The organism is Haloferax sp. AB510 (assembly GCF_024136985.1).
In the GTDB taxonomy this organism is placed as follows: domain Archaea; phylum Halobacteriota; class Halobacteria; order Halobacteriales; family Haloferacaceae; genus Haloferax.
The window spans coordinates 1-4679 of sequence record NZ_JAMYJY010000168.1 but is presented as its reverse complement, the minus strand read 5'-3'; the positions used below and the strand labels follow the sequence as shown (position 1 = coordinate 4679).

Annotated in this window: 5 protein-coding genes and 2 pseudogenes; 5 read left to right on the top strand and 2 right to left on the bottom strand. The window is 68.8% G+C overall.

Going from position 1 to position 4679, the window contains the following annotated elements; genetic code table 11:
• The 5 genes and pseudogenes from NKF06_RS19775 to NKF06_RS19755 form a co-directional block, all read left to right on the top strand.
• A pseudogene (locus NKF06_RS19775) lies at positions 1-296 on the top strand (GHMP kinase); the annotation flags it as partial.
• A gap of 93 nt (positions 297-389) precedes the next feature.
• A complete protein-coding gene (locus tag NKF06_RS19770) occupies positions 390-1226 on the top strand; it encodes an HTR-like protein (RefSeq protein ID WP_253246380.1) in 837 nt (278 codons plus the stop codon).
• Between the two features lie 76 nt (positions 1227-1302).
• On the top strand, positions 1303-2211 hold the full coding sequence (locus NKF06_RS19765) for a hypothetical protein (RefSeq protein WP_253246381.1): 909 nt from the start codon (positions 1303-1305) through the stop codon (positions 2209-2211).
• A gap of 15 nt (positions 2212-2226) precedes the next feature.
• Complete coding sequence (locus tag NKF06_RS19760) at positions 2227-2772, top strand: hypothetical protein (RefSeq protein ID WP_253246379.1); 546 nt, start codon at positions 2227-2229, stop codon at positions 2770-2772.
• An 81-nt stretch (positions 2773-2853) separates the two neighbouring features.
• The gene (locus NKF06_RS19755; RefSeq protein ID WP_004042747.1) at positions 2854-3183 is read left to right on the top strand and encodes a transcription factor S; all 330 of its coding nucleotides are present in this window, start codon (positions 2854-2856) and stop codon (positions 3181-3183) included.
• Between the two features lie 54 nt (positions 3184-3237).
• Here NKF06_RS19755 and NKF06_RS19750 read toward each other — a convergent pair whose 3' ends face one another.
• Both NKF06_RS19750 and NKF06_RS19745 read right to left on the bottom strand, forming a co-directional pair.
• Positions 3238-4323, bottom strand: a complete 1086-nt coding sequence (locus tag NKF06_RS19750) for a hypothetical protein (RefSeq protein WP_253246378.1) — start codon at positions 4321-4323, stop codon at positions 3238-3240.
• A gap of 81 nt (positions 4324-4404) precedes the next feature.
• Positions 4405-4679: pseudogene (locus tag NKF06_RS19745) on the bottom strand (alpha/beta hydrolase); the annotation flags it as partial.

The following is a 4679-nucleotide window of genomic DNA, read 5'->3' as shown; positions in this document are numbered from 1 at the left end:
AGCGCTTCGGCGAGGCCGTCGAGTCCGTCGGCCGGCTCAACGGGGACGTGGTACGCCGACGAGCAGGGGGGGGCGTCTACCGCCCGCCGGTCGGCGCGCTCGTCTCGTCGCTGTCTGAGTCACCGGTCGTCTACGGCGCGGGCCAGTCGTCGTGGGGGCCGACCGTCTACGGCGTCACCGACGCCGACCACGTCGACGAGGCGGTCGAGGCGGGTCGGGCGGCGCTGGCCGATGCCGACATCGACGGGAGCGTCTCGGTCGCCCACGGGCGAAACCGTGGCGCGAGCGTGGAGTGAGCGCGCGGAACGACGAGACGGGAGTGCCGGCGGTGGAACCCTCGCGTCGCACTCCCCGAAACGCCTAACCGACGCGGCCGAGTCGGATTCGATATGTCTCAAATCCCCTTCGGCATCCCCCGCCTCGACAGCATCATCGGCGGCGGCGCACCCCCGGGGAACGTCGTGCTCCTCGCGGGCGAGTCCGGCGCGGGCGCTCGGGAGTTCCTCTACACGAGCGCGACGATGAACGCCCTCTCGCACACCGACGAGGAGCTGTTCGACCTCCACTACGGCTCGCTCGCGGACACCGCGACGCCGCCGCCGGAGATTCACTACGTCTCGTTTACCGCCGGCGAGGAGTACCTGCGCCGCGAGATGGGCTACACGATGGACGACGAGGTCGTCGAGTCCGCGGTCGAACACATCGAGTTCCACGACCTCTCGCCGGAGTACTTCCAACTCAGCCCGATTCCGCGCGAGTGGTACCTCGGCCAGCCGACGAAGTTGGAGGACCTCGGCCACCGACACAACCGCGAGTCCGTGCTTGGCGCGCTGGGGACCACCCTCAGTCAGCACGCCCCCGGTAACCTCGTGCTCATCGACTCCCTGACCGACCTCGTGGCCAGCCAGTCCGACGAGATGACGTGGTCTGACATCGCGATGGTCATCAAGGGTCTGGAGAAGGCCTCCTACCAGTGGGGCGGGCTCATCCTCGTGCTCGTGAGCACTGAGGCGCTCTCGAAGACCGAACTCGGCGTCCTCAAGGGTGCGACCGGTGGCTCGCTGCTTTTCGAGTGGGAGTCCGGGGGGTCGAAGCGCGCGCGGACCATGGTCGTCCAGGAGTTCCGCGGCGTGCTCGCCCGGTTGGAGAGCGAGAACATCGTGCAGTTCGAGACCGAAATCAACGAGAGCGGCCTCGACGTGAGCGACGTACGGAAGATTCGCTGAGTCGAGTGTCGAACCACCGGACTGTCGCGAATTCGGGGATAGTTCTTAAGGCTGCGTGGACAAACTGGAAACGAAGATGGAAGGGGAAGACGGGGTGTCGCTCCCAGACGACCTCCACACGTGGGTCGAGGCGCGCGCCGACGAGGAGGGCGTCGACCCGGAGACAGTGCTCGCACGGGCCCTCGGGACCTATCGGCTCGCCGTGAGCGACGCGGGCGAATCGCTCGACGACGCGGACGCGGTCTCGGACCGCCTCGGCGGGGTCGAAGCGCGCGTCGATGAACTCGAAGGTGAACTGGACGAGAAGATATCAGACGTTCGGATGCGCGTCGTGCAGGTCAAACGCGAGGCGGACGAGAAGGCCCCGCGCGACCACACGCATCCGGAGTTAGACGCCGAACTCGACCGACTGGCCGACGACGTGCGCGCGGCTCGGAACCGCGTGACCGATCTGGACGAGCGGGTCGACGCCGGCTTCGAGAACTTCGAGGAGATTCTCACCTACCTCGACGAGACGACCGCGACGCTCGACGAGAACCTCCGGACGGTCGCGCGGACGCTGCTCGACCTCCGCGGGCGGGCGGCCGACCTCGAAGCCACCGACCTCGAACGACAGGCGCTCGCCGAACTCCTCCGCACCGCGAACGCGGCCGGCGAGAAGAAAGCGCGATGCGAGGAGTGCGACGAGACCGTCCACCTTGACCTGCTCGCGGAGCCCCGCTGTCCGTCGTGTCGATCCCTGTTTCGCGAGCTGTCGTCCTCGCCCGGTTTCTTCGGGTCGGCGACGCTCCACACCGGCCGGCTCCCCGCGCTGGAATCGGCGGACGAGGCCCGCGCGACCGACGAGGTCGCCGACCTCCTCGACGAGGCGATTACCGGCGCGGTCGACGACGCGACCGACGGCGACGGCGGTCGATACGCCTCCCGGGAGGAGGAAGAGGCTCAGCAGGGTGCCGCGGCGGGAAGCGAACACGGCGACGACTGAGGACTCACGAGGACGATGACCGACGACAATTCAACAGACGACACGACGGGGGACGAGCCATCCGTCTCCGGCGACCGCGACGACTCATTCGGACGCGACGACCCGGCAGCCGACAGCGACGACGCCGCCCGCGCCCCGGACGGAGGCCGCGACGGACGAAGCGACGACGCCGACTCGGCCCCGCTTTCGGACCTCGCCGGACGCGTGGCCGAGCGCCGCGCCCGCTCGCGCGTCACCGACCAGCGCGACGACGTGGACGAGCTGTTCGAGTCGGTCGAGGTCGGCGAACTCGACCGCGAGGACGTGTGGACGGCGCTCGTCGAAGGCGGTGACGAAGAGCGAGCGGCGGGCGTCGGCGTCGGAGCCGAGGCCACCCCCGTCGACGACGCCGACGGCGTCTCGGATCACGTCGTCCCCAAGACCGAGTTCTGCCAGCGCTGCGAGCACTTCGGCGACCCCCCGAAACTCGCGTGCCACCACGAGGGGACGACCATCGTCGAACTCGAAGACAGCGACCACTTCCGGGTGCGGAACTGCCCGATGGTCGAGAAGGACGACTGACGGCGGCGTGGCGGGCCGGTTCTGATTCTCCAGACGACGCGGAGTGACAGCTTCTTTGCCCTCGGTCCGCTACCGGCGGGTATGCAGTTCTGCGACGAGTGCGGTTCGATGATGGTGAGCCAGAACGGCGCGATGACCTGCACGAACGACGACTGCGGGGGGACCGCCGAGCGCGACGAGGAACTCGCGGCGGAGTTCGTCTCCACCGAGGCGCAGTCGGGCGACGAACTCATCGAGACCGAAGAGGGCGCGGAGTTCGAGGGCAAGCCGACCGCGAAGGACGTTCACTGCGACGACTGCGGCCACACGAAAGCGTGGTACACCATCAAGCAGACCGGGTCGGCCGACGAACCGCCGACGCGCTTTTTCAAGTGCCAAGAGTGCGGCTATCGGTGGCGCGAGTACAACTGAGAGACTGACTGTCCCTCTTTCTCCACGCTCAGGCACCAAGCACCGAGAGCCGAGTCACCCGTCGCCCAACTCCTCGGCCGTCACCGCACCCGGACCGACCTCACGCTCGTCTTCGGCGTCAGCCGCGAGCACGTAGCCGTAGGGGACGAGCAACAGGCTCCCGAACCAGCCGACGACGAGTCCCAGAGCGCCGAAAATCGTCCCGACGAGGCCGATTGCGACGGCGTCGGCCGCGATGACGACCACGACGAGCGCGACGCTCCAGCCGAGGAGCGACTTCCACGACCCGCGGCGGATGCAGAAGCCGGCGAACAGTCCGAAGGCGGTCACAGCGCCGATGCCGGGAACGAGAACGTAGCGCATACCGAGCGACCCCGTGCTGGTGAGCGTCGTCGCCAGCCACATCGCGACGAGCGTGCCGGGGACGACCAGTAAGGCGGTTCTGCGGTCCAACGGGCGGGTGCGTCGGTGAATCCGGAACGCGCCGAGGAGACCGAGGCCGGCGACGGTGTACGCCCAGCCGATGGGGTTGAACAGGAACCCGCCGACGACGGCGAGGAAGTTCCCGAGAATCTCGCCCTCGTTCGCGGGATAGACGAGGTAGTGCGCGCCGCCGCGCTCGTAGAGCCCCGGCACGACGAACGTGCTGTTGGTGACGGTTCCCTCGTCGATGGCCTCGCGCACGTCGGCGCTGGCGTTCGCGGCGGGCGACGACGCCGCGGCGGCGACGGTCTCCCAATCGGTCGGGTCGAGCTCGATGGTCGCGCCGACGGGGTCGTCCGAGACGTTCAGCGAGAACCGGTAGTACCGGCCGTCGTAGACCGCGAACTCGGCGTCTTCGTTCACGTCCGAGAGCGTCATGTACGCCTCGGGTTCGATGTCGCCGTCGTACCGGCCGGTCCGGGCGGCGGTGGCGACCGACTCTCGGAGTTGCGGCGTCCGGTTCACCGTCTTGTCGAGGTTAACCACGTCGGCGTCGTGGGAGGCGACGAGACCGGGCGGCGAGTCTGCTGTCACCGCGTCGGCTTCGTACGTCGATTCGAGCGTCGAGGTGGAGGTGGCGACGGCGAACGACTGGCTCAGCGCGACGCCGACGAGGAGGAGGGCGACGACGGCGGCGAGTCGCTTGCGGGGGACCATGCAGGCGGCTTCGGAGCCGAGGCAAAAATGTCGTTCGGTCGATGAATCTCGGGCAGACGGTGCCGGAGACGACCCCGTCGCTCACTCGACGCCGAGGTTCGGGAGGAGGAAGTCGGCGACTGCGGCCGCGACCTTCGCCTCCTGCCCGACGAAGAAGTGATCGGCGGCGAACTCGACGACCGGTTGGTGGTACTCGCGGGCGCGCTCGACGACTGGTTCCCAGTCGGCGATGTCGTCGCGAGTGCCGTAGACGACCTGCACGGGGACGGGGATGCGGTCGAAGGCGGCGACTGCATCGAGGTCGTCGGCGAGTCGCCCGGCGGGGCCGAGCGCGGAGACGGCGTCCACGGCCGCGC